This window comes from Brevundimonas sp. FG8, assembly GCF_057808845.1.
In genome coordinates this window covers 1-936 of the sequence record NZ_JBMDIU010000023.1, presented here as the reverse complement: position 1 = coordinate 936, position 936 = coordinate 1, and the positions used below count along the sequence as shown (strand labels likewise).

At 64.3% G+C, this 936-nt stretch carries 1 protein-coding gene; it reads right to left on the bottom strand.

The genetic code is table 11. From position 1 onward, the window contains the following. Positions 1-9 precede the first annotated feature (9 nt). The coding region (tuf, locus tag ACODRV_RS17425) for an elongation factor Tu (RefSeq protein ID WP_488909183.1) at positions 10-936 on the bottom strand (927 nt) is incomplete at its 5' end.

Genomic DNA, 936 nt, shown 5'->3' with positions numbered 1-936 from the left:
GACCGTCGATTACTCGATGATCTTTGCGACGACGCCGGCGCCGACGGTGCGGCCGCCTTCACGGATGGCGAAGCGCAGGCCCTGATCCATGGCGATCGGGGTGATCAGCTCGACGCTCAGCTCGGCGTTGTCGCCGGGCATGATCATCTCGACACCTTCCTTCAGGTGCACGATGCCGGTCACGTCCGTCGTGCGGAAGTAGAACTGCGGACGGTAGTTGGTGAAGAACGGCGTGTGACGGCCGCCCTCTTCCTTCGTCAGGATGTAGGCTTCGGCCTGGAACTTGGTGTGCGGGGTGATCGAACCCGGCTTGCACAGAACCTGACCGCGCTCGACGTCTTCACGCTTGGTGCCGCGCAGCAGAACGCCGACGTTGTCACCGGCCTGACCCTGATCCAGCAGCTTGCGGAACATTTCCACGCCCGTGCAGGTCGTCTTCTGGACCGGACGGATGCCGACGATCTCGACTTCCTCACCGACCTTGACGATGCCCTTCTCGACGCGACCGGTCACCACGGTGCCGCGGCCCGAGATCGAGAAGACGTCTTCCACCGGCATCAGGAACGGCAGGTCCACCGGACGTTCCGGCTGCGGGATGTAGGCGTCGACGGTTTCCATCAGCGCCAGAACGCGTTGTTCGCCGATTTCCGGGTTCACGCCGTCGGTCGCGGCCTTGGCCGAGCCCTTGGTGATCGGAATCTCGTCACCCGGGAACTGGTACGACGACAGCAGCTCGCGCACTTCCATCTCGACCAGCTCGAGTAGCTCTTCGTCGTCGACCAGGTCGACCTTGTTCATGAACACGACCAGGGCCGGAACGCCGACCTGACGGGCCAGCAGGATGTGCTCGCGCGTCTGCGGCATCGGGCCGTCGGCGGCCGAAACCACCAGGATCGCGCCGTCCATCTGGGCGGCGCCGGTGATCATGTTCTTCAC